Annotated in this window: 22 protein-coding genes and 1 tRNA gene; all 23 read right to left on the reverse strand. The window is 60.5% G+C overall.

What is annotated here, in order from left to right; translation table 11 throughout:
• Positions 1 to 194: 194 nt before the first annotated feature.
• Entirely contained in the window at positions 195 to 1,520 is a 1,326-nt protein-coding gene (gene proS / locus ABGM93_RS06205; protein WP_321504387.1) for a proline--tRNA ligase, read from the reverse strand.
• A 708-nt stretch (positions 1,521 to 2,228) separates the two neighbouring features.
• Positions 2,229 to 2,732: a metal-dependent hydrolase gene (locus ABGM93_RS06210; protein ID WP_321504389.1), complete on the reverse strand. Its 504-nt coding sequence runs from the start codon at positions 2,730 to 2,732 to the stop codon at positions 2,229 to 2,231.
• Between the two features lie 89 nt (positions 2,733 to 2,821).
• On the reverse strand, positions 2,822 to 3,106 hold the full coding sequence (locus ABGM93_RS06215) for a DUF1467 family protein (RefSeq protein WP_321504391.1): 285 nt from the start codon (positions 3,104 to 3,106) through the stop codon (positions 2,822 to 2,824).
• A gap of 28 nt (positions 3,107 to 3,134) precedes the next feature.
• The gene (mce, locus tag ABGM93_RS06220) at positions 3,135 to 3,539 is read right to left on the reverse strand and encodes a methylmalonyl-CoA epimerase (RefSeq protein ID WP_321504393.1); all 405 of its coding nucleotides are present in this window, start codon (positions 3,537 to 3,539) and stop codon (positions 3,135 to 3,137) included.
• A 73-nt stretch (positions 3,540 to 3,612) separates the two neighbouring features.
• Positions 3,613 to 5,277, reverse strand: coding sequence for a ribonuclease J (locus tag ABGM93_RS06225; protein ID WP_321504397.1), 1,665 nt, complete (start codon positions 5,275 to 5,277; stop codon positions 3,613 to 3,615).
• Positions 5,274 to 6,014, reverse strand: a complete 741-nt coding sequence (locus ABGM93_RS06230; RefSeq protein WP_321504399.1) for a biotin--[acetyl-CoA-carboxylase] ligase — start codon at positions 6,012 to 6,014, stop codon at positions 5,274 to 5,276. Before ABGM93_RS06230 ends, ABGM93_RS06225 begins: the two co-directional genes overlap by 4 nt.
• 66 nt (positions 6,015 to 6,080) lie before the next feature.
• On the reverse strand, positions 6,081 to 7,523 hold the full coding sequence (gene nuoN / locus ABGM93_RS06235) for an NADH-quinone oxidoreductase subunit NuoN (RefSeq protein ID WP_319774003.1): 1,443 nt from the start codon (positions 7,521 to 7,523) through the stop codon (positions 6,081 to 6,083).
• 12 nt (positions 7,524 to 7,535) lie between these two features.
• Positions 7,536 to 9,053 (reverse strand): NADH-quinone oxidoreductase subunit M, encoded by a 1,518-nt coding sequence (locus ABGM93_RS06240; protein WP_321504401.1) that lies wholly within the window; start codon positions 9,051 to 9,053, stop codon positions 7,536 to 7,538.
• Complete coding sequence (gene nuoL, locus ABGM93_RS06245; protein WP_321504403.1) at positions 9,053 to 11,023, reverse strand: NADH-quinone oxidoreductase subunit L; 1,971 nt, start codon at positions 11,021 to 11,023, stop codon at positions 9,053 to 9,055. The genes ABGM93_RS06240 and nuoL overlap by 1 nt, the downstream gene beginning before the upstream one ends.
• 6 nt (positions 11,024 to 11,029) lie before the next feature.
• On the reverse strand, positions 11,030 to 11,338 hold the full coding sequence (gene nuoK, locus ABGM93_RS06250; protein WP_319774006.1) for an NADH-quinone oxidoreductase subunit NuoK: 309 nt from the start codon (positions 11,336 to 11,338) through the stop codon (positions 11,030 to 11,032).
• 114 nt (positions 11,339 to 11,452) lie between these two features.
• Complete coding sequence (locus ABGM93_RS06255) at positions 11,453 to 12,067, reverse strand: NADH-quinone oxidoreductase subunit J (protein ID WP_319774007.1); 615 nt, start codon at positions 12,065 to 12,067, stop codon at positions 11,453 to 11,455.
• A 105-nt stretch (positions 12,068 to 12,172) separates the two neighbouring features.
• Positions 12,173 to 12,661, reverse strand: coding sequence for an NADH-quinone oxidoreductase subunit NuoI (gene nuoI / locus ABGM93_RS06260; protein ID WP_319774008.1), 489 nt, complete (start codon positions 12,659 to 12,661; stop codon positions 12,173 to 12,175).
• A 55-nt stretch (positions 12,662 to 12,716) separates the two neighbouring features.
• Positions 12,717 to 12,959 (reverse strand): hypothetical protein, encoded by a 243-nt coding sequence (locus tag ABGM93_RS06265; RefSeq protein WP_319774009.1) that lies wholly within the window; start codon positions 12,957 to 12,959, stop codon positions 12,717 to 12,719.
• A 10-nt stretch (positions 12,960 to 12,969) separates the two neighbouring features.
• Complete coding sequence (nuoH, locus tag ABGM93_RS06270) at positions 12,970 to 14,025, reverse strand: NADH-quinone oxidoreductase subunit NuoH (protein WP_319774010.1); 1,056 nt, start codon at positions 14,023 to 14,025, stop codon at positions 12,970 to 12,972.
• Between the two features lie 16 nt (positions 14,026 to 14,041).
• Entirely contained in the window at positions 14,042 to 16,138 is a 2,097-nt protein-coding gene (nuoG, locus tag ABGM93_RS06275; RefSeq protein ID WP_321504406.1) for an NADH-quinone oxidoreductase subunit NuoG, read from the reverse strand.
• A 28-nt stretch (positions 16,139 to 16,166) separates the two neighbouring features.
• Positions 16,167 to 17,471: an NADH-quinone oxidoreductase subunit NuoF gene (nuoF, locus tag ABGM93_RS06280; RefSeq protein ID WP_319774012.1), complete on the reverse strand. Its 1,305-nt coding sequence runs from the start codon at positions 17,469 to 17,471 to the stop codon at positions 16,167 to 16,169.
• A 4-nt stretch (positions 17,472 to 17,475) separates the two neighbouring features.
• Positions 17,476 to 18,636 (reverse strand): NADH-quinone oxidoreductase subunit NuoE, encoded by a 1,161-nt coding sequence (nuoE, locus tag ABGM93_RS06285; RefSeq protein WP_321504411.1) that lies wholly within the window; start codon positions 18,634 to 18,636, stop codon positions 17,476 to 17,478.
• A 1-nt stretch (position 18,637) separates the two neighbouring features.
• The gene (locus tag ABGM93_RS06290; protein WP_321504413.1) at positions 18,638 to 19,822 is read right to left on the reverse strand and encodes an NADH-quinone oxidoreductase subunit D; all 1,185 of its coding nucleotides are present in this window, start codon (positions 19,820 to 19,822) and stop codon (positions 18,638 to 18,640) included.
• Positions 19,815 to 20,246, reverse strand: a complete 432-nt coding sequence (locus tag ABGM93_RS06295) for a GFA family protein (protein WP_321504415.1) — start codon at positions 20,244 to 20,246, stop codon at positions 19,815 to 19,817. Before ABGM93_RS06295 ends, ABGM93_RS06290 begins: the two co-directional genes overlap by 8 nt.
• Positions 20,247 to 20,249: 3 nt before the next feature.
• On the reverse strand, positions 20,250 to 20,861 hold the full coding sequence (locus tag ABGM93_RS06300; protein ID WP_321504417.1) for an NADH-quinone oxidoreductase subunit C: 612 nt from the start codon (positions 20,859 to 20,861) through the stop codon (positions 20,250 to 20,252).
• Between the two features lie 33 nt (positions 20,862 to 20,894).
• The gene (locus ABGM93_RS06305) at positions 20,895 to 21,473 is read right to left on the reverse strand and encodes an NADH-quinone oxidoreductase subunit B family protein (protein ID WP_321504419.1); all 579 of its coding nucleotides are present in this window, start codon (positions 21,471 to 21,473) and stop codon (positions 20,895 to 20,897) included.
• Positions 21,464 to 21,829 carry an NADH-quinone oxidoreductase subunit A gene (locus tag ABGM93_RS06310; RefSeq protein ID WP_321504421.1) on the reverse strand — a complete coding sequence of 122 codons (366 nt, stop codon included), beginning with the start codon at positions 21,827 to 21,829 and terminating at the stop codon, positions 21,464 to 21,466. Before ABGM93_RS06310 ends, ABGM93_RS06305 begins: the two co-directional genes overlap by 10 nt.
• A 957-nt stretch (positions 21,830 to 22,786) precedes the next feature.
• Positions 22,787 to 22,863: transfer RNA gene (locus ABGM93_RS06315), tRNA-Asp, on the reverse strand.
• Positions 22,864 to 23,199 lie beyond the last annotated feature (336 nt).

Genomic DNA, 23,199 nt, shown 5'->3' on the forward strand with positions numbered 1-23,199 from the left:
CCGTCTTCCCCGACACACATTTGCCGGACCTGTCGGCATCCATTGTGCAAACACGAATGCGCATGCCCGATCCCCTCGGACTGGTGCCCGAAGGGAATCACTTGTGCAGCATCAAGTTGACCGGTTTAGGACGGTGGCTGCAATGGGGCTACACATACTCTCCCGCATGCGTCGCCCTTTCCAAGGCGCTGCGGTCAGTTCTTGCCAGCCGTCAGACGCGCAAGGGCGGCCTCAACGCTCAAGGTCTCGCGTTCGCCCGTCTTGCGGCACTTCAGTTCGACCTCGCCATTGGCAAGGCCTCGCGGGCCGACGATGAACTGCCAGGGAAGGCCGATCAGGTCCATGGTGGCGAATTTCGCGCCCGCACGACCGTCAGTGTCATCATAGAGCACGTCGACGCCTGCATTGTTCAGCTTCTCGTAGATATCGTTGCAGGCCGCATCGGTTGCCGCATCACCAGCCTTCAGATTGATGAGGCCGACATGGAAGGGCGCAACCGATTCCGGCCACACGATACCGTTCTCGTCGTGGCAGGCCTCAATGATGCCCCCCACCAGACGCGAAACGCCGATGCCGTAGGAGCCCATGTGGACCGGCTGCTCGCTGCCGTCGGCCATCGCGACCTTGGCCCCCATCGGCTCGGAATACTTCGTGCCGAAATAGAAGATGTGGCCAACTTCAATACCGCGCGCGGAGACCTGGCTTTCCTCCGGGATCTCAGCAAAGGCCGCCTCATCATGCATCTCGTCCGTCGCCGCATAGGCGCGGGTCCACTCATCCACGATAGGCGTAAGATCCTGCGAGAAGTCCGTGTCGGCACCGGGCACAGGAAGCTCCAGCACGTCCTTGTGGCAGAAGACCTGGCTTTCGCCCGTGGAGGCCAGAATGATGAACTCGTGGCTCATGTCACCGCCAATGGGGCCGGTGTCGGCGCGCATCGGGATCGCCTTCAGGCCGAGGCGATCATAGGTACGCAGATAGGCCACGAACATGCGGTTATAGGCGTGGCGGGCCGCTTCCTTGTCGGTATCGAAGGAATAGGCATCCTTCATCAGGAATTCGCGACCGCGCATCACACCGAAACGGGGGCGACGCTCGTCGCGGAACTTCCACTGCATGTGGTAGAGGTTGAGCGGCAGATCCTTGTAGGAGCGCACATAGGAACGGAAGATGTCGGTGATCATTTCCTCGTTCGTGGGACCGTAGAGCATTTCGCGCTCGTGACGATCCTGAATGCGCAGCATCTCCGCGCCATAGGCGTCATAGCGCCCGCTCTCGCGCCACAGATCGGCGGACTGGATCGTCGGCATCAGCACCTCGACCGCCCCCGCACGATCCTGTTCTTCACGCACGATCTGTTCGATCTTGCGCAGAACCCGGTAGCCGAGCGGCAGCCACGAATAGATGCCCGCCGATTGCTGGCGAACCATGCCAGCGCGCAGCATCAGACGGTGAGAAACAATCTCCGCCTCGCGGGGGGCTTCCTTGAGAATGGGCAGGAAATAGCTTGAAAGGCGCATCGTGGAGCTCTTCGGTTCGAGGCGCCGCTAGAAACGGGTCTTACGGGCCTGTCTTGCGGGCAGCCTTGCATGGCAAACTGCGAGGGTAATTTGGCGAGCAGTCAAACCGCAACGACGCGCAAAAAACAAGCCCCACAACGCGCAAAGCGAACCGGTTTCTCGACGCTGCTGCCGTGCGCGGAGCTACCGGCCATAGGGTCATATTGTCGCCTTAAAAACGGACAACCGATTTGATGCACAAATTGTATGCACATGCCGCACAAATAGATGACAGAGATGCGACACTACGGTATCGTACTTAAATAACGAGGACGCCCACCTAAGGGAAAGTCCACAACGAGGCATCGCGGTCTGAGTCTTGGGAGGAAGAGCTCTCTGGCGCACCATAAGGATCGAAAGACCCGGAGGTTGCAGCCGCTGGAAACCGATAATAATCACGGCTTTCCATGCACGGGAGTTTTTGGACGCGGAACTTCAAATAAGCAAGGCTTCGGTCTTGCTTATTTTTTTACTTCCAGACTACATCACATTGGTTGACTTATTAGCCAGCGCAAAAGGCCCGCAAGTCCCGCCCCATCCTGTTTCCGGCTCCTGTTCGCTCCCGAATAGGCGCACATCTCACCATTTTGCCCAGATTAGAGGCAACTTTATCTCTTGAAGCCAAGCCGTTGCTTCAAAGTGTCTTTTGTACGCTCAACCACCCATATCTCAAGCGTCGGCAGGAACGAACTCCCGCGCCCCTCGCCTCGCCCTCAAGAACAGTGCGACAGCGGATAACCAGACGGCGATTTCCAGCAGGAAGCTCCAGTGTAGCAGAAAGGAAATCATGAAATGACCGTAGGTCGGCGGGATCTCGATGAGCCGGTAGAGCGTCGCATCCATCGGCGCGCGCCACATGATGCCCCCGGCGATCGTATCGAGCGCGAGATGCAGAAAGACCGCGGCCAGTCCAAGAACCGCGTAGAGCCGAAATCGCGTTCGCCATACGAGAGGGATCACCAGCATCCCCAGACATGCCCAGAAAAACGGGACATGCACCCAATAGCGATGATGGTGGAGCTTGCCGTTATCGACGAAGTGAAACCAGATCAGATCGAAATCCGGCAGCACCGAGCAGATCAGCACGGTTGCCAAAAGGCCCCGACTTGCCCGATGCGGCTTTCCCGCCAGCCTTGAAAGGCAATAGCCCGCGGGCAAATGTGCCGTAAGCAAAGCGCGCCCCCTCACGAAACCTCGTATCGAGAGGAAAGGATAGGCGGTCAAACGCGGCACGGGCATGAACCCGCGCCGGACCTTGGCGTCTAGCTGTAGGAGCCCTTCCTGAGAGTGCTCGGCATGGGCAGATCGTCGAAGGTCAGTCCAGATTGGGTAATGACCCAGTAGACGATCGCCGTCACGACGGCTGCCACGATTGTGGTGGCGATGACCTTGCGCAGCATGAGGGGCCGTGCGGGCGCGCCGGGCATGGAGCCCGGCTCGATCTCGATGCCGGCCTCTTCCTGGCTGCGTACGCCGAATGGCAACACTGCGAAGAGCGTCACCCACCAGATGATGAAATAGATCGCGAGCCAGGTCACGAATCCCATAAGAGGCCCTCCCCGACCGTCTTGACGTTCAGACCTGTTCCAGCTCGGTCAGCGTACCGAGGAAATCCTTGGGATGAAGGAACAGGACCGGTTTTCCGTGCGCACCGATCTTCGGCTCGCCGTCACCCAGAACCCGCGCGCCCTTCCGCAAGAGTTCGTCACGGGCTGCGATGATGTCATCCACCTCATAGCAGATATGGTGGATGCCGCCCGCCGGGTTCTTTTCAAGAAACTTCGCAATCGGCGACCCTTCACCGAGCGGCTCCAGAAGCTCGATCTTGGTGTTGGGCAGCTCGATGAAGACAACCGTCACACCGTGGTCAGGCTGGGCGGTGGCCTGCGAGACCTTCGCCCCCAGCGTATCGCGATAGGTGGCCGTCGCCGCTTCGAGATCCTTCACGGCGATGGCGACATGGTTCAGGCGTCCAATCATGTATTCCCCCTGCTAGGCCCCCGGGTTTGTCACCTGCCGGACGAACCTATCCGGTCTCCCGGGCCATACACAGTCATACGACGCTTACGAGGATCTTGCATACCGGCTTCTTGCCCCACCGCTGCACAACGGCGGAGCGCGCGGCACGGCGGGCGGCCTCGCGCACCAGTTCCGGGTCGCGGCGGCGCTTGCGCGGAATGCTCTCGATCGCGCCTTCGATGGCATCGATAACGATTTCCTCGAAATCATCGCCATCTTCATCGACCTCCGGGACGCCGATCACGACCACATCCGTATCCGCGACGATCTCTCCAGAGGAATTGAGAACGATGCTGCCGACAACGACACCGCCAAAGCTCAGGCGGCGCCGTTCCACCACGCCGGAGAACTCCGGCTCCACAAGCATTCCGCCATCCTTGAGGATCTGGCCGACGGGCACTTCATCGATGGCTTCCGCCTTGCCGGGTGCAAGGCGCACCATCGTGCCGTTATAGGCGGTTATGACCGTCTTCACCCCCTGCCTTCGGGCGAAGCGCGCATGAGCCTCCAGATGCATCGCCTCGCCGTGAACGGGCAACGCGATCATCGGTCGGATCATGTCGTAAAGCTGTTCCATCTCGCCAAGGCGTGGATGGCCGGAGACATGGACCAGACCGTCCCTGTCGGTCATCACGTTGATGCCATCGGAAACGAGCGCATTGATGATGCGGTTCACTTCGCGCTCGTTGCCGGGAATGGTGCGTGAGGAGAAGATCACCATATCGCCCGAATTGAGCGTGATGGAGCGGTGATCGTCGCTGGCGATGCGGGCAAGAGCTGCGCGTGCCTCGCCTTGCGACCCTGTGCAAAGCGCCAGTACCTTGTCGCGCGGCAGATAGCCATAAGCTTCTTCGTCGAGGAACGGCTTGATCCCGTCCATGTAACCAAGCTCGGCGGCCACATCGAGGGTACGCTTCATCGCCCGACCGATCACCACCACGTCGCGGTCGCAGGCTTCTGCGGCCAGCGCCACGCCCCGCAATCGCGCAACATTGGACGCAAAGGTTGTCACCGCCACACGGTGCTTGGCCTTGGAAATGATCTCCGTGAGCGAGCGCGCCACATCCGCCTCGCTGGGGCTCACCCCCTCGCGCGTGGCGTTGGTTGAATCGCTGATGAGCGCCAGAACCCCCTCATCGCCGATCTCGCGCAGACGCTTGACGTCGATGGGCCTGCCCACTCCCGGCTCCGGATCGATCTTCCAGTCGCCGGAATGAAGAACGGTGCCAAATTCTGTGCGGATCGCCAGCGCGGTCGGCTCCGGGATCGAATGGGACATGGCGATCAATTCGACGTCGAAAGGTCCGACCTGGATGCGTTCGCCCTGCTCAACAACGGTCACTGGCACATCGACGCCGCCGTGGCCATAAACCTTCGCCTTCAACAGCCCCGCCGTGAAGGGTGTGCAGTAGACCGGGACTTCAAGGCGCGGCCACAAGTCCATCAGCGCGCCGTAATGGTCTTCGTGGGCGTGGGTGATGATGATGCCGGCGAGGTTCTTGCGCTCCGCTTCGATGAAGCGGATATCCGGCATGATCAGATCGACGCCGGGCAGATCCGGCCCGGCAAAGCTGACGCCGCAATCGACCATCAGCCATGTTCGTTCATTGGCAGGACCGAAGCCGTAAAGCCCCATGTTCATGCCGATTTCGCCGACCCCGCCCAGAGGACAGAATACAAGTTCGGCATTATCGGTCATGTCTTCTCCTTGTTCCGGCCGTGCGCGGTTGGAAAGAACACGTCGCCGGCGGAAATCGTCATGGTTCCAGAGGATGTCTCCAGAAGTAGGCGGCCCTGCGCATCGAGCGAGGCGAAAACGCCGTCAATTTCGCGGTCCGGAAGCCGCACTGTTACCGGAGCGCCGATCCCGACGCAACGCTTCAACCATGCAGACCGGATTTCATCGAAGCGTTTGCCGCCTGCCCAAAGCTCCAGACAGCGCGCCATCGCACCGGCGAGATGGACAAAAAGATCGCTCGAGGCAACACGATAACCGAGCGCGGCCAGGTCCGTCGTAGCATAAGGCGCATCTGCAGGGTGGTGATTGCAATTGATCCCGAAACCGGCGGCAACCGCCACTTTCCCGTCGACCATTTGCTCCGATTCAAGGAGAATTCCGGAGACCTTCGCGCCTTCGATCAGCAGATCGTTCGGCCATTTGAGCGAGACCCAACCGTACCGGCCCGTGACTGCTTCCACGGCTTCCGCCAGCGCCACACAACACACCATGGGCAATTCCCCAAGGTGTGCCGGCTCGCAAGGCTCAATCAGCAAAAGAGAGGCATAAAGATTGCCGCGTTCGGAGACCCATGTGCGACCGCGGCGGCCACGACCGGCACTCTGCGTCGCGGCCGTGATCCAGAGGCACCCGGCATCGCCCTCGCGCGCGGCCCGCAGGGCCTCGGCATTCGTCGATCCGACCGTATCCTCATGCACCCGCCGGTATCCCGGCGCGGTGCCAATTGCTTGTTCCCGGCCTATCCCGTCCCTCGTCGTCACGACCTAGAAGAACGCCTGAGCGGCAACGTCAGCAGCCCCGCCAAGCGGCCCGGCGAAGAGGACGAAGAAGATCACGAAGATCCCCGAAGCACCCAGAATGACCTTCAGTTCGCTCGGCATCGGCACGAAGCCGGTGACGGGTTCGTCGAAATACATGACCTTGACGATCCGCAGGTAATAGAAGGCGCTCACCGCACTCGCGAGCACACCGATCACGGCCAGCGCGTAGAATTCCGCCTCGACCGCAGCACGGAAGACGAAGAACTTTCCGAAGAAACCGGCAAGCGGCGGAATACCGGCGAGTGAGAACATCAGAGCTGCCAGCAGGAACGCCATGAGCGGATTGGTGCGCGACAGGCCGGAAAGGTCCGCGATGTCTTCCACCATGCCTTCCTTGCGGCGCATGGCAAGAATGCAGGCAAAGGTGCCCAGCGTCATGGCCAGATAGACTGACATGTAAACGATCACGCCGCTGACACCCGACTGGCTGCCCGCCACGAGACCGACAAGCGCATAGCCCATGTGACCGATGGAGGAATAGGCCATCAGACGCTTGATATTGGTCTGACCGATGGCGGCGAACGCACCCAGCACCATGGAGGCGATGGAAACGAAGGCCAGCACCTGCTGCCACTCCGCCGCAACCGGCTCGAAGCTGGTGATCACCACACGCGTGATCATCGCCATGGCTGCAACCTTCGGAGCAGCCGCGAAATAGGCGGTGACGGGCGTCGGCGCACCCTCATAGACGTCCGGCGTCCACATGTGGAAGGGAACGGCGGAGATCTTGAAGACCATACCGGCCAGCATGAAGACGAGACCAAAGGTCAGGCCAAGTGAACTGCCATTGGCAGCAAGCGTCTCGGCGATCGCTGCGAAACCCGTCTGACCGGTGAAGCCGTAGACCAGAGACATGCCATAGAGCAGCATGCCCGAGGACAACGCTCCGAGGACAAAGTACTTCAGGCCCGCTTCGGTGGAGCGCACGGAATCCCTGTTGATTGCCGCGACCACATAGAGCGACAAGCTCATGAGTTCGAGGCCGAGATAGACCGCGATGAGATCTGTTGCAGAAATCAGCAGCATCATGCCGAGCGTGCCGAGCACGATGAGGACCGGATATTCAAACCGCTCGAAGCGTTCCGCCCGCCCGTAGGCGACCGACATGGCGATTGCCAGACCGGAGCCGATCAGCGCGAGAACCTTAAGGTACTGCGCAAAGGCGTCCTGAACGAAGGCCCCGCCGAAACTCTGGCCATCCGCGGGAATGGCGATGACGAAGATCGCGGTGAGCGCGATCAGCGCCGCCGACATGCCGGTAACGACCGGGGTGGACCGCTCGCCGCCGAAGGCGCCAATCATCAACAGCACCAGTGCACCGGCGGCAAGAAAGATTTCCGGCAGCGCCGGCATCAGATCGGGCATGAGAATGAGCTCAGGCTGCATCGCGGTTCTGCTCTACTGCACCACGGCGAGCGCGGCGGTCTTATGGGCCACTTCAAGCGCTGCGTGATAGTTGGTGATCAGATTGTCGACCGAAGCGGCCGTCACGTCGAGGATCGGGGCCGGGTAGACGCCGAAGAGGATCGTCAGCACGATCAAGGGCACCAGAATGACCTTCTCCCGCATTGACAGATCGAGGATCGTCTTCAGGCTTTCCTTGTCGAGCGCACCGAAGACAACCCGGCGATAGAGGTAGAGGGCGTAGACAGCCGACAGGATGACACCCGTTGCGGCACAGAACGCCACCCAGGTATTCGCCTGGAAGGCCCCCATGAGGGTCAGGAATTCGCCGACAAAGCCCGAGGTGCCCGGCAGGCCGACATTCGCCATGGTGAAAACCATGAAGGCCATCGCATACCAGGGCATACGGTTCACCAGCCCGCCATAGGCGGCGATATCGCGGGTATGCATCCGGTCGTAGATGACGCCCACACAGAGGAAGAGCGCGGCGGAGACGATGCCGTGCGAGAGCATCTGGAAGATGCCGCCCTGCACACCCTGCGCCGTCATGGTGAAGATGCCCATGGTCACGTAGCCCATATGGGCGACGGAGGAATAGGCGATCAGTTTCTTCATGTCTTCCTGCGCCAGCGCAACCAGCGAGGTGTAGATGATGGCGACAACCGAAAGCGTGTAGACGAATGGCGCGAAATCGGCGGACGCAACCGGGAACATGGGCAGAGAGAAACGCAGGAAGCCGTAGCCGCCCATTTTCAGCAAGATGCCCGCCAGAATGACCGAGCCCGCTGTCGGCGCTTCCACGTGCGCGTCCGGCAACCACGTGTGCACCGGCCACATCGGCATCTTCACCGCGAAGGAGGCGAAGAAGGCGATCCACAGCCAGAACTGCATGTTGGCCGAGAAGGAATGATCCAGCAGGACCTGGATATCGGTCGTCTGGGCATCCCAGTACATCGCCATGACGGCAATCAGCATCAGCAGCGAGCCGGTCAGCGTGTATAGGAAGAACTTGAAGCTCGCATAGACACGGCGCTGTCCACCCCACACACCGATGATCAGGAACATCGGGATCAGACCGGCCTCGAAGAAGATGTAGAAGACCAGCAGATCAAGCGCACAGAAGACGCCGATCATCAGGGCTTCCAGCACGAGGAAGGCGATCAGGTATTCCTTCACCCGCTTCTGGACAGAGTTCCAGCTGGCAAGGATGCAGAAGGGCATCAGGAAGGTGGTGAGAATGACGAACAGCATCGAGATGCCGTCCACGCCCATCTTGTAGCCGATGGCGCCGTCCAGCCATTCCACACTGTCGATCATCTGGAAGCCGGGGTTCGACGGATCGAAGCCCGCCCAGATGAACAGAGAGACGAGGAAGGTGAAGCCGGTCGTCAGCAGCGCGACCATGCGCATGTTTTTCTTGGCATTGTCGTCATCGCCCTGCACGACCAGGACGAACAGGGCGCCCACGAGCGGCAGCACCGTGACGATTGTAAGCAGCGGCCAGTCGTTCATCAGTGAGCTCCCCCGCCCGCAAACATGGTCCAGGTAACAAGTGCTGCAACGCCGATCAGCATTGCGAAGGCATAGTGATAGATGTAGCCGGTCTGCAGGCGGGTCACGCGGGCGGTCACGACCTGAACCATGCTGGCGATCCCGTCAGGACCGCAGCCATCGATGACATCCCCATCGCCCCGCTTCCACAGGATCCGACCGAGTTTCATGGCCGGGCGCACGAACAGGAAGTCATAAAGCTCGTCGAAGTACCACTTGTTGAGCAGGAACTTGTAGAGCCCATCATGGCGCGCGGCCAGACGCTTCGGCGCATCCGGCGCCTTGATGTAGAAGTACCAGGCGACCACCGCACCAAGCACCATCATCACGAAGGGCGATGCCTTCACCCAGAGAGGGACATGGTGCATTTCTTCAAGAACGTTGTTTTCCGAAGAGGTGAAGAGCGCCGTCTTCCAGAATTCCTCATATCCGTGGCCGATGAAGCCGCCGGCGAAGATCAGACCCGCCCCAAGCGCGCCAAGCCCGAGGACAGCGAGCGGCACCGTCATGACCGGAGGCGATTCATGCACGTGCTTCATCACATCGACGGAGGCGCGGGGCTTGCCGTGGAAGGTCATGAAGATCAGACGCCAGGAGTAGAAGGACGTGAACAAAGCCGCCACAACCGTCATCCAGAAGGCGTATTCAGCAAAGGGATTATCGCCCACAAAGGCGGATTCGATGATCGCATCCTTGGAGAAATAGCCCGCCGTCAGCGGGAAGCCGGTCAGCGCCAGCGTCCCAATGATCATCATCCAGTAGGTGAGCGGAATGTGCTTCCTGAGGCCACCCATCTTGCGCATGTCCTGCTCATCCGAAACCGCGTGAATGACGGAGCCGGCACCGAGGAACAGAAGCGCCTTGAAGAAGGCGTGGGTGAACAGGTGGAAGACGCCCGCCCCATACGCACCGACGCCCAGTGCCACGAACATGTAGCCGAGCTGCGAACAGGTCGAATAGGCGATGACGCGCTTGATGTCGTTCTGCACCAGCCCGATCGTCGCCGCGAAGAAGGCCGTCGTTCCACCGACCAGCGTGACCACGGTGAGCGCGGTGTGGGAGAGCTCGAACAGCGGCGACAGGCGCGCGACCATGAAGACACCGGCGGTGACCATGGTGGCGGCATGGATGAGTGCGGAGACCGGCGTCGGGCCCTCCATCGCGTCCGGCAGCCAGGTGTGCAGCAGGAACTGCGCGGACTTGCCCATCGCGCCCATGAAGAGCAGCAGGCACACCACCGTCATGGCCGACGAGGCTTCATAGGGCGCGCCAAGGAACGTCAACACAGGCGCTGCACCTTCTGCACCGCTCTCAACAAAGCCCTGTGCATTGGCGAAGATGGTGCCGAGGTTCACGGTATCAAAGAGATAATAGATACCGAAGATCCCCATCAGGAACCCGAAGTCGCCGACGCGGTTGACCACGAAGGCCTTCATTGCCGCGGCATTGGCGGAGGGCTTCTGGTTCCAGAAACCGATCAGCAGGTAGGACGCAAGCCCCACGCCTTCCCAACCGAAGAACATCTGAACCAGATTGTCGGAGGTCACCAGCATCAGCATCGTGAAGGTGAAGAACGACAGATAGGCGAAGAACCGCGGGCGGTGCGGATCGTGGTGCATGTAGCCGATGGAATAGACGTGCACCAGCGCGGAGACCGTGTTGACCACCACCAGCATCACGACGGTAAGCGTGTCGATGCGAAGCGCCCATTGCACATCGAGCGTGCCGGAGGAAATCCAACTCGCGATGGGAATGATCTCGGTTTCTCCGCCGCCATAGCCCACGGAGAAGAACGCGATCCAGGACAGCAGCGCAGAGACGATCAGAAGGCCGGTCGTGATGTATTCCGACGCCTGTGCGCCGATCTTGCGACCGAAGATGCCCGCAACCAGGAAGCCCAGGAGCGGCAGCAGGACGATTGCCGAGTACATGCCGCGTTAGCCTTTCATCAGGTTGATGTCCTCAACCGCGATCGAGCCGCGGTTGCGGAAGAAGACGACGAGAATGGCGAGACCGATGGCCGCTTCGGCGGCTGCGACCGTGAGGACCAGCAGCGCGAAGATCTGACCGACGAGATCGCCGAGATAGTGGGAGAAGGCCACCAGGTTGATGTTCACGGCCAGCAGCAACAGCTCGACCGACATCAGAATGATGATGACGTTCTTGCGGTTCAGGAAGATGCCGAACACGCCGAGCGTGAACAGGATCGCTGCAACGGAAAGATAATGTGACAGTCCGATTTCCATTGTCTTCGCCCTGACGGTGATCCGTCCCTCTTTGCTATTCGCGCCTTGCGGTGGCCGAACCACCGTTCGCATTGACTTTGCCTCAGCGGCGCCCCCGGCCGCCGGTCGAATTCATCAGATGCCCTTGCCGGACTCCACCTTGCGGACCTCGATGGCCGTGTTCGGATCGCGTCCAACCTGCTCCGCGATGTTCTGGCGGCGGGCGAAGGACTTGTGCCGAAGCGTGAGCACGATGGCCCCGATCATGGCCACCAGCAGCACAAGGCCGGAAATCTGGAAGAAGAAGATGTACTTGGTGTAGAGCACCGCGCCGATGGCCTCGGTGTTGGACATCTCCGAAAGTGCCGGAATGGGGTTCGCGGGATTGGCGACGACCTCGGCAGAGATGTGCCAGCCCCCCAGCACCACCAGAAGTTCCACCAGCAGAACCAGCCCGACCAGCGCACCGACCGGCAGGTACTGAAGGAAGCCCTGACGCAGCTCGGCGAAATCCACGTCGAGCATCATCACGACGAACAGGAACAGCACCGCGACCGCGCCGACATAGACCACGATCAGGATGAGCGCGAGGAACTCCGCCCCCAGCATCAGGAAGAGCCCGGCGGAATTGACGAAGGCCAGGATCAGGAACAGCACCGAATGCACGGGGTTGCGCGACGAGATGACCATCAAGGCCGAGGCCACCGTCACCGCGGCAAACAGGTAGAAGAAGAATGCGTGAAGGATCATCTCGGTGTGCCCCTGTAGGCCTTGTCTCGTTTGCCGATGAGAACCCTACCCTTTTCGGGCTCCCACCTTTGCCTCTTCCCGGCCTTGTCGGCCGCCCGCCTTGCCCTAACGGTAGGGCGCATCCATTTCAATATTGCGCGCGATCTCGCGTTCCCAGCGATCGCCATTCGCGAGCAGTCGCTCCTTCGAATAAAACAGCTCCTCGCGGGTCTCGGTCGCGAACTCGAAGTTCGGGCCTTCCACGATGGCATCAACCGGGCAGGCTTCCTGACAGAAGCCGCAATAGATGCATTTGGTCATGTCGATGTCATAGCGGGTCGTGCGCCGCGTGCCGTCATTGCGCTTGGGGCCGGCCTCGATGGTGATGGCCTGCGCCGGGCAGATCGCCTCGCACAGCTTGCACGCGATGCAGCGCTCTTCGCCGCTGGGATAGCGGCGCAGCGCATGTTCGCCACGGAAGCGCGGGCTCAACTGCCCCTTTTCAAAGGGGTAGTTGATCGTCGGCTTCGGCTTGAAGAAGTAACGCATCGACAGAAAGAACGCCGAGACGAATTCCTTCAAGAACAGCGATTTCGCGGCCTGGTCCAATCTCATGTCCGCGCCTTTCCTCACTCTTTGCGCCGGATGCCGGCAGCATCGGTTCAGCTTCTCAACCGACGAGGGTCGTCCCCATCAGGTAGCCGATGACCGGGAAGCCCAGCATCGCGATCACAAACAGAACACCGAGCACGGCGTTCGTGTTGCGTTCGAGCCAGTCAGCGAACGGCGCCGCCTGACCCGGTTTTCTCTTTCTCACCCATGCCCGGACGTATCCGGCCATGAGTTTGTAGTCGATCCACCCCAGATAGAGCCCGATGGCAGCGCCGACGACACCCGCAAGCGACAAAACCATCACATTTCACTCACATCGGGGCCCAGCCCATCACCATCAGGATCAGGGCTACGATGAACACCATTGCCAGCGACAACGGCAGGAAGACCTTCCAGCCAAGACGCATCAGCTGGTCATAGCGGTAGCGCGGGACCATTGCCTTCACCATGGCGAACATGAAGAAGACAAGCAGCGCCTTGATCAGGAACCAGAAGATACCAGGCACCCAGTTGAAGGGGGCGATATCCAACGGCGGCAGCCAGCCGCCCATGAACAGGATGGTCGTCATGCAGCACATCAGCGAGATCGCCGCATATTCACCCAGCATGAACATCATGTACGGGGTGGAGCCGTATTCGACCATGAAACCCGCAACCAGCTCCGATTCCGCTTCCGGCAGATCGAAGGGCGGACGGTTTGTCTCCGCCAAAGCCGAGATGAAGAACACCACGAACATCGGGAAGAGCGGCAGCCAGTACCAGTTCAGGATCGAAAGCCAGGGAACCCCCAGCATGGTCGCCAGTCCGCCATCGCGCTGTGCTTCCACGATACCCGTGAGGTTCAAAGTGCCTGCACACATCAGCACGGTCACGATCACGAAGCCGATGGAGACCTCATAGGAAACCATCTGTGCCGCGGAGCGGAGCGAGCCGAGAAAGGCGTATTTGGAATTCGACGCCCAGCCACCCATGATCACGCCGTAAACCTCAAGCGAGGAAATGGCGAAAATGTAGAGAATGCCGATATTGATGTCGGCGATCACCCAGCCATTTGCCACCGGGACGACCGCGAAGGTCGCAAGCGCCAGCGTCACGGAGAGAAGCGGCGCCAGAAGGAATACGCCCTTGTTGGCGCCCGCCGGAATGACCGGCTCCTTCAAAACGAACTTCAGCAGATCCGCAAAGCTTTGGAACAAGCCCCAAGGCCCCACGACGTTCGGGCCACGACGGATCTGAACCGCCGCCCAGATCTTGCGGTCGGCATAGAGAATGTAGGCGATGATCACCAGGAGCACGACGAGCAGCAGAAGGCTCTGTGCCACCATGATGATGAACGGGAAACCGTATGTGTTCCAGAAGTCGATCATGCCCGGTATCCGTTCCTCATTCGGCCGCGTCGAGCGCACGTTCGGCGGCAAGCGCCGAGCACTCGGCCATGGTGGCCGAAGCGCGTGCAATCGGGTTGGTCAGATAGAAGTCCCTGACGGGCGACATGAAGGGGTCGGTTCCCAGCCGCTTGCCGCCAGCCGTGATCTTGCCCACATCGCCTGCCTTGCCTGGCGCGATCCCGTCGATCTCCGCCATGTGCGGAACTTCCGCAAAGAGCAGCGCGCGCAGGGCCGGAAGGTTGTCGAAGCCCAGCGTCTTGTCGAGGCGCGCCGACAGGGCACGCAGGATCGCCCAGTCCTCGCGGGCCTCGCCCGGCGGGAATGCGGCACGCATGGCCATCTGCACCCGGCCTTCGGTATTGACGTAAAGCCCGGATTTCTCCGTGTAGGCCGCCCCCGGCAGGATGACGTCGGCGCGGTGCGCGCCCGCATCGCCGTGGGTGCCGATATAGACCACGAAGGCGTCGCCGAACTGTTTCATATCGATCTCGTCGGCGCCCAGCAGGAACACCACGCCGAGATCGCCCTTGCCGGCTGCCGCCATGATGTCCGCGGTGCCCAGACCGCCCTCACCCGGCACAAAGCCGATATCGAGGCCGCCAACCCGCGACGCCGCGGTGTGCAGCACGGAGAAACCGTTCCAGTCATCGCCCAGGGCGCCAACGGCCTTGGCGAGCTTGGCGACATTGGAAAGCACAGCCGCGCCATCCTTGCGCGCCAATGCCCCCTGCCCGAGGATAATCAGCGGGCGTTCGGCCTTGGAGAGCACCTCGGCAAAGGCGTTGTCGCCGGAGACGAGTTCAGCAAGCGTCGCAGGACCTGCGCCCAGATAGTCGTAATCGTAGGTCAAATCGGCCTTGTCACCGATCACGCCCACCTTCACGCCGCCGCGGCGCCACCGCTTGCGGATACGAGCGTTGAGAACCGGAGCTTCCTTGCGCGGATTGGAACCCACGATCAGGATCGCATCCGCATCCTCGATGCCTTCGATGGTCGAGTTGAAGATATAGGATGCACGTCCGAAAGCCGGGTCGAGAGCCGCCCCGTCCTGACGGCAGTCCATGTTCGCGGAGCCAAGGCTCGTGAGCAGCTGCTTCAGCGCGAACATCTCCTCAACGCTTGCCAGATCGCCGGCGATTGCGCCGATCCGAGACCCCTCAACACCCTTCACGCGGGCAGCGATGGTCTCGAATGCAGTGTTCCAGTCCGATGCCTTGAACTTGCCGTCGACCTTCACATAGGGCCGGTCGAGGCGCTGAGTCTTGAGCCCGTCGAAGATGAAGCGGGTCTTGTCGGAGATCCACTCCTCGTTCACCGCCTCGTTGAGACGCGGCATGATGCGCATGACTTCACGGCCACGCGTATCGACCCGGATGGCGGAGCCCACGGCGTCCATCACGTCGATGGATTCCGTCTTGATCAACTCCCAGGGGCGGGCCTTGAAGGCATAGGGCTTGGAGGTCAGCGCGCCGACCGGGCAAAGGTCGATGACATTGCCCTGAAGTTCGGAGGACAGCGAGGCTTCCAGGTAAGTCGTGATTTCCGCATCCTCACCCCGGCCAATCAGACCGAGCTCGGAAACACCTGCAATTTCAGTGGTGAAGCGGACGCAGCGTGTGCAGTGGATGCAGCGGGTCATGATCGTCTTGACCAGCGGCCCGAGGTTCTTGTTCTCCACCGCGCGCTTGTTTTCCGAAAAGCGCGAGGCGTCGACGCCATAGGCCATGGCCTGATCCTGCAGATCGCACTCGCCGCCCTGATCGCAGATCGGGCAATCGAGCGGATGGTTGATCAGCAGGAATTCCATCACCCCTTCGCGGGCCTTCTTGACCATCGGCGACTTCGTCTCCACCACCGGCGGCTCCCCGTTGGGGCCCGGGCGCAGGTCGCGGACAGACATGGCGCAAGAGGCGGTCGGCTTGGGCGGACCACCCTTCACTTCCACGAGGCACATGCGGCAGTTGCCCGCGATCGACAGACGATCGTGGAAACAGAAACGCGGGACCTCGGCACCAGCCTCCTCGCACGCCTGAAGCAGCGTGTACTCGGGCGGGACCTCAATCTCTTTTCCGTCGACGATGAGTTTTGCCATCGACTTTCTCCGGCTCCGTCCGTTCCTGTTACTCTGCAGCGACCAGCGGTGTTTCCACCGGCTGGGCATTACGCGTGTATTCGTCGATCCGACGCTCGATCTCGGGGCGGAAATGGCGGATCAGACCCTGAATGGGCCAGGCCGCCGCATCGCCAAGCGCACAGATCGTGTGCCCTTCAACCTGTTTGGTCACGTTGAGAAGGGTGTCGATTTCGCTCTTCTGCGCCTCGCCGCGCACCATGCGTTCCATGACGCGCCACATCCAGCCCGTGCCTTCACGGCACGGCGTACACTGGCCGCAACTCTCGTGCTTGTAGAAGTAGGAGATGCGCGCAATCGCGGCGACCACATCAGCCGACTTGTCGAGCACGATCACAGCAGCAGTGCCGAGACCCGACTGCTTGGCGCGAAGCGTGTCGAAATCCATGTCGAGGTCATCGCATTCGGCGGCCGGAAGCAGAGGAACCGAGGATCCTCCCGGAATGATCGCCAGGAGGTTGTCCCAACCGCCGCGGATGCCGCCGCAATGGCGCTCCACCAGTTCGCGGAACGGGATGCCCATTTCTTCTTCCACCACACAAGGCCGCTCCACGTGGCCAGAAATGGCGAAAAGCTTGGTGCCGGTGTTGTTCGGCTTACCGAGACCGGAGAACCATGTCGCGCCGCGACGCAGGATGGTCGGAGCGACAGCAATAGATTCCACGTTGTTCACCGTGGTCGGGCAACCATAGAGCCCAACATTGGCCGGGAACGGCGGCTTCAGACGCGGCTGGCCCTTCTTGCCCTCAAGGCTTTCCAGAAGCGCGGTTTCCTCGCCGCAGATATAGGCGCCCGCCCCGTGGTGGACGTAGATATCGAAATCCCAGCCGTTCTTGTTGTTCTTGCCGATCAGACCGGCGTCATAGGCCTGATCGATGGCCGCCTGCAGGCGTTCGCGCTCGCGGATGAATTCGCCGCGCACATAGATGTAGGCCGCATGCGCGCCCATGGCGAAACCGGCGATCAGGCAGCCTTCCACCAGATGATGCGGGTCATGGCGCAGGATCTCACGGTCCTTGCAGGTGCCGGGCTCGGATTCGTCGGCGTTGACGACCAGATAATGCGGACGCTCGCCGGGCTCCTTGGGCATGAAGGACCACTTCAGACCCGTCGGAAAGCCCGCGCCGCCGCGGCCGCGAAGGCCGGAGGCCTTCATCTGCTCGATGATCCAGTCGCGCCCCTTTTCGAGGATGCCCTTGGTGCCATCCCACAGGCCACGGTTCATCGCGCCCTGCAGACCCCAGTCATGCAGGCCGTAGATATTGGTGAAGATGCGGTCCTGATCCTTCAGCATCGTCTCACCCCTTGCTCGTCGGCACATCGCCGGCTTCGACGCGCTTGGAGAATTCCGTCTCCTCGCCAGACGCCAGAGCCTTGGCCTGTTCAACCCAGCCCTCGCGGTCGATCCGACCGCGGAACTTCAGCTTGCCGTCCACCCAAGCCTTCTCAGCCTCGCCCCAGGAGGCGATCTGGTCGAAATGGTAGACGCCGAGCTCGTTCAAGATACCCTCGATCTTGGGCCCGAGACCCTTGATCTTCTTCAAGTCGTCGGCTCCGCCCTTACGCGCCTTGTCCAGCAGCGCGGGCCTGCCCGCATCGTCTTCGGCGACCGACGCTTCGGCCTTAGCCGCCGCTTTCGCAGGCGCAGCCTTAGCGGGCGCGGCCTTCTTTGCAGGCGCAGCCTTTTCCGCAGCCGCCTTCTTGGCCGGAGCCTTCTTCGTCGGAGCCTTCTTCGCCTTGCCCGTCACCGGGACACCGGCCTCGCCACCATTGATCGACGTTCCGGCGAACACCTTGGAAGCAGGCTCGGCGCCATCGACGACATGGGGAAGCGGGTCGCCACCTACCGTGTCGTCTTCGATCTCGCTCAGCGTCGTCGCGCCCTCGATGGGGGCAGCGAAACGACGGCCATTGGCCGGACCGGGGGTCACTTCCTTGCCCTCGGCAATATCATCGAGAAGCTTCTCGAAATCTTCCGCCGTCAGATCCTCGTAGGTGTCCTTCCAAATCTGCACCATCGGCGCATTGGAACAGGCTCCGAGGCACTCCACTTCTTCCCACGAGAAGTTGCCGTCCTCGGACATCTCGTGCGCGTGGGCGGCAATCTTGTTCTTGCAGACCTTGATGAGGTCACCGGCACCGCGCAGCATGCACGGCGTCGTGCCGCAGACCTGCACGTGCGCCTTCTTCCCCACCGGCGCAAGCTGGAACATGGTGTAGAACGTCGCGACTTCCAGCACGCGAATATAAGGCATGGACAGCAGGTCGGCGACGTAGCGGATCGCAGGTTCCGGCAACCAGCCCTCATGCTGCTCCTGGGCGCGCCACAGGATCGGAATGACGGCGGAGGCCTGACGGCCTTCCGGGTAACGCTCGATCTGCTTTTTGGCCCAATCGAGATTTTCCTGCGTCAGCGCGAAATCGGCAGGCTGTTCGGAATGGAGGCGACGAACTGACATTTTAGCGATCCACCTCACCAAACACGATATCCACGGAGCCGAGAATCGCCGAGACGTCGGCGAGCTGGTGGCCCTGGCAAATGAAATCCATCGCCTGCAGATGTGCAAAGCCCGGGGCTTTGATCTTGCAGCGATAGGGCTTGTTCGTGCCATCCGAGACGAGATAGACGCCGAATTCGCCCTTGGGGGCCTCCACACAGGCATAAACCTCGCCCTCGGGGACGTGGAAACCTTCGGTGTAGAGCTTGAAGTGATGGATGAGGCCTTCCATGGAACGCTTCATCTCGCCACGCTTGGGCGGCACGACCTTGCCGTCGCGCGAAGAGACCGGACCGCGCTCGGTGGTCAGCTTCTCCAGACACTGTTTCATGATGCGGATCGACTGGCGCATCTCTTCCATGCGGATGAGATAACGGTCGTAACAATCGCCAGCCTTGCCGACGGGGATATCGAAATCCAGCTCGTCGTAGCATTCGTAGGGCTGGCTCTTGCGCAGATCCCAAGCCGCACCCGCACTGCGCACCATCACGCCTGAAAAGCCGTGTTTCCAGCATTCTTCCAGCGTCACAGCGCCAATATCGACGTTACGCTGCTTGAAAATGCGGTTCTGGGTGATCAGGGCATCGATATCGGCCAGCGCATCGAGGAAGGGATCGCAGAAATCCCAGATATCATCGAGAAGTGCCGGCGGTACATCCTGATGCACGCCACCGGGACGCATGTAGGCTGTGTGCATACGAGCGCCTGTCGCGCGCTCATAAAAGACCATGATCTTTTCGCGCTGCTCGAAGCCCCACAGCGGCGGCGTCAGCGCGCCGACATCCATGGCCTGCGTGGTGACGTTCAGGAGATGATTGAGCAGACGCCCCATCTCTGAAAAGAGAACACGAATGAGCTGACCGCGCTTGGGCACTTCCAGCCGCAACAGCTTCTCGACCGCAAGGACGAAGGCGTGCTCCTGATTCATCGGCGCGACATAGTCGAGCCGGTCGAAATAGGGCACCGCCTGAACGTAGGTCTTGTGCTCGATCAACTTCTCGGTGCCGCGATGCAGCAGACCGATATGCGGATCGACACGCGTGACCAACTCGCCGTCAAGCTCCAGCACGAGGCGCAAAACACCATGCGCGGCCGGATGCTGAGGACCGAAATTGATGTTGAAGTTGCGGACCTGCGCCTCAGCCATTGTCACTTCCCTGATCGTCTGCATACAGCGCGAAGACTTCGGCGGCCGTCATTTTCTGCGTGTCGTTCGCAAACGCGTAATTGGACGGCTTCTGGTCGTAGAAGATTTCGGAGGCAAAGGAGAACATGTCCGGAGCATCAAAAGCCTGCGCGGAAACAGCGACATGCGACCCATCTTTTGAACGCCACATGATGTTGGACCCGCAATGGCGGCAAAAGATGCGCTCCCCCCATTCCGAAGAATCATAGACCGACAGAGCATCCTCGCCGGACATCTCCACGTCGGTACATTGCACAGCCATGAAAGTTCCGCCGGACCACCGGCGACACATGGTGCAATGACACACGCCCATGTTCATGTTCGCGGGCACCGCTGAGAAGTTCAGCTGACCACAAAGACAATGCCCGGAAAGCCGCTCTGCCATGACCTAGCCCCCGTTCCCGTTCGCCTTCTCGTCGCCCGGCAGAACGTAGTCCGTCCCTTCCCACGGCGAGAGAAAATCGAAATTGCGGAATTCCTGCTTGAGCCGGACCGGCTCGTAGACGACCCGCTTCAGCTCGTCGTCGTAGCGAACCTCGACATAGCCCGTGAGCGGGAAATCCTTGCGCTGCGGATGCCCGTCGAAACCGTAGTCGGTCAGGATTCGGCGCAAGTCCGGGTGGCCCGTGAAAAGGACCCCGTACATGTCGTAGACTTCGCGCTCGAACCAGTTCGCGCATGGAAAGATCGGCGTAACCGAGGGCACGGCGCGAACCTCATCGGTCGTCACCTTGACGCGGATGCGCAGGTTCTGACGCGGGCTCAACAGGTGATAGACGATATCGAAACGCTGCGGACGGCTCGGCCAGTCGACGCCGCAGATGTCCACAAAACTGATGAACTGACAACGAACATCATCGCGCAGAAAGCGGAGCGTCTCGACAATCGAATTCGCCGTGGCGCGAACTGTCAGCTCGCTATAGGCGACATCGAAGCCGAGAACATCATCGCCGCGAACCTGCGAGATGTATTCTCCGAGTTCATGAAGCGTCTCGTCCATGGTGTCTGGAACCTGTGCGTGGTCGATAAGGGATTATCGTTCGATTGTGCCTGTGCGGCGTATCTTCTTTTGAAGAAGGAGAACACCATAAAGCAGGGCTTCAGCGGTCGGAGGACATCCGGGGACATAGATGTCGACCGGAACGACCCGATCGCACCCACGAACAACCGAATAGGAATAGTGATAGTAGCCGCCGCCATTGGCGCAGGAGCCCATGGAGATGACGTAGCGCGGCTCCGGCATCTGGTCATAGACCTTGCGCAGCGCTGGCGCCATCTTGTTGGTCAGTGTCCCTGCGACGATCATCACGTCGGACTGGCGCGGGCTGGCTCGCGGCGCGAAGCCGAACCGCTCCACGTCATAGCGCGGCATGGAAAGCTGCATCATTTCGATCGCGCAGCAGGCAAGACCAAATGTCATCCACATCAGCGAGCCGGTACGCGCCCACTGGATGAGGTTGTCCGTCGAGGTGACAAGAAAGCCCTTATCGGCAAGCTCGTCATTCATCTCCAGGAAAAACGGATCGTTCGAACCGACCGGCTTGCCGGTATTCGGGTCAATAATGCCCTTCGGCTGCTGCGCCACAAGGGTATTGGATGGGGTCAATCCCATTCCAGAGCTCCCTTCTTCCATTCATAGATGAAGCCGACCGTGAGCACCCCGAGGAATACCATCATCGAAACGAAGCCAAACCAGCCGAGTTTGCCAAAGCTGATCGCCCAGGGGAACAGGAACGCGACCTCAAGGTCGAAGATGATGAAGAGGATGGACACCAGATAGAATCGAATGTCGAACTTCATGCGCGCATCATCGAACGCGTTGAAGCCACATTCATAGGCAGAGTTCTTTTCCGCGTCCGGGCTTTTGTAGGCGAGCAAGAAAGGCGAGATGAGCAGGCTCAGTCCAATGACGAGCGCGATCCCGATAAAGACAACGATCGGCACGTAGTCTTTCAAAAGATCTTCCATGATCGATCATCCTTGCGCGGCGGTTCGGTTGTCCCGCGCGGACTCGGAATGGAGATACATGACGGGTGGAGGGCCCGCCCCACGCTCCGTCGGCATTCCGAACCACCTCCCGAAAAAGGGCAGCACGACCGGGGCGTGTCCTTCGCTTAGCCCACTGATCCGAACGTGGCAAGCCCCCATCAACGGAACATGGGCGCCAGCGAACTGTAACGCGCGCGCTCCAGGCCGCGCCAGCCGCAGAATTACGGGCTTGAAGCCAAATTTAGTTTTTCAACCCGGCGTGTTAAACCGCTAGCCGGCAACGCGTTCAGCCGTCCCTACTGCAACAGACGCAGTAATCCCCTCCGCCCACGCCAAAGCGGAGCAGATTGGTCATGTTTTCCCTTGCCGTCGAAACCGGGCAATAGCCTATCTTCCAGGATTTGACATATGCGTACTCTACGTTACGCCTCGTCCCGCCGGCAACGATCATCCAACAGCATTTGTCACTTCCAGCAATGACGCTTTGCTTCATATCAAAAACGCGAAAGCGAGACTCAGGAGCCGGGCGCAACGACCCACATCACGTCAAAAGGAACCCGACAGGCCCAACGCCGGAACGCCCTCCCCCTGCCAACAGGAATTGAGACCCCGACGACTCACTCACACGTAGCTGCCTGGAGCACCGGAAAGCGGGCCAGCTGCGCCGATGGACAGACCGAGCACACATCCGGAGGTTCGCAGACGAAATAGAACAATAAAACGTCCGGCACAAATTGTCGCACCAGAATCACAAAAATCCGTACAAACAGAGTCGCGCCTGCGCTGAACAACACGGCAAAGCGAACCCATTTCGCTCTGGAGCAAAACGCGCGAAGAAGCCTGTGAAGATTTAGGGAATGGGGGGGTATCAAGACGGCGCGCGGGGCGCCGCGCCACTTCCCTTTTCATTCGGGATCCGAGGATCCTGGTGGGAAGTGGCGCGAGTGACGGGGCTCGAACCCGCGACCTCCGGCGTGACAGGCCGGCACTCTAACCAACTGAGCTACACCCGCGTTTCGGAGCGGCTGGCCGCTGCGAAGTGGGCGTTGTTTACGGCGCCCCGCTTTGGAAGTCAACCACTCTCAAAAGGGTTCTGTGGGCAATTTTCTTTTTCTACCGACGAGACCGTGAAGCGAGCGCATTTTCCTTCGGCTTTTGGCCAATCACACCTGTGGAAAACAAAAACGCACCCGAAGCCCCAGCATCGCCACCTCCAACCTCAGCGCGAAAATACGGACCGTACAAGCCGACAAACAATTTGTACGGCCACGTTCTCGCTCCGAACACACCCCTGCCAAGCAATTTCATCCGCAATACTTCCTTAAACAAACCACTGTAGGAAAAGCCTA

Origin of the sequence: Breoghania sp., assembly GCF_963674635.1 — a bacterium.
In the GTDB taxonomy this organism is placed as follows: Bacteria; Pseudomonadota; Alphaproteobacteria; order Rhizobiales; family Stappiaceae; genus Breoghania.